The 1,186-nt window shown below is 64.6% G+C and carries 1 rRNA gene and 1 pseudogene; both read left to right on the forward strand.

The features are described from left to right. Nucleotides 1–92 (forward strand): 5S ribosomal RNA (rrf, locus tag AC1DDO_RS23010); the annotation flags it as partial. Between the two features lie 657 nt (nucleotides 93–749). Then, nucleotides 750–1,186: pseudogene (locus tag AC1DDO_RS23015) on the forward strand (hypothetical protein); the annotation flags it as partial.

Consider the following 1,186-nt stretch of genomic DNA (forward strand, 5'->3'; position numbering starts at 1 on the left):
CGCCCGGTCCCATCCCGAACCCGGAAGCTAAGACCCACAGCGCCGATGGTACTGCACCCGGGAGGGTGTGGGAGAGTAGGTCACCGCCGGAACACCATTAACGGTCGAGGACCCCCAACACATGTTGGGGGTCCTCCCGCATTTAACCCACAAAACAAAAGAATCCGGGTTATAGGACAAAACGTGAGTACATACCGGTGTGTCACGAGCGTCGTGCCGGGAATCTGAGCTGCCTGGCCTCTGAGGTACTTGGCACGAGCGCCCGTGGTCTCGTCCGCCGGATGCCGTCCCGGGGCACTTTGACATGGACACGCCGCGGTTACCGGACCCAGGGGCCGGAATCGTGTCGCCCCGGTGGGCGAGCGGCGGTGATTGAAATGGGCCTCCGCTGCGCCCGGGGGCATCACCGCGCAAATGGCTCAGCTGCAAGCCTCCGCCAGAACATCATGGAGATCCAGGACCTCCAACCAGGTCGCCGGCGTCTCCCGCCCAGGCCCAAAAACAGGGTCTCGGCCACGAGCGCTGCCCGCAGGCCGCCGGCCCGGAGAGATTTGCGGCTGAGGTTGTGAGACTTGCCACCGCGGGTCCGGTAGACCTGCTGCTGTTAGCCGGTGGCGGGTTGCTCGCCTAGAATTGATGGAGATGTACGGACTTCGAAGCGCTTGATTTCGGGTTGCGTAGGAAACGAAACACGGAACAGAGCGGCTGCGATTGCGCCAGTGGTCAGCTCGCAACAGGAGGATCCCAGCATGGCTGATCACAACGATGGCAACCGCGGCGGCAAAGCCCGAGACAACTCCGGCGGAGCCCCTTTCCGCGGCACGAGCAACTCGGGCGGCGATCCTCGCGGATTCCGTGCCAGGGAAGACCGTGAAGGCAAGCCCTACAGTGATCGTGCTCCGCGTGAGGGCGGCGGCCAGCGCAGCTACGGCAGCGGGGACCGTGACCGCAAGCCTTACAGTGGCGGGGATCGTAAGCCGTACGCCGGTGGTGAGCGTAAGCCCTATGGTGATCGTGCTCCGCGTGAGGGTGGAGACCAGCGTGGTTTCGGGGGCAGTGAGCGTAAGCCGTACAGCGGCGGCGCCGGCGGTGAGCGTAAGCCTTACGGTGATCGTGCCCCGCGTGAAGGTGGAGGCCAGCGCAGCTTCGGTGGCGATAGCCGTCCGTCTTATGGCGATCGTAAGCC

Source organism: Arthrobacter sp. 10N43 (assembly GCF_056394525.1).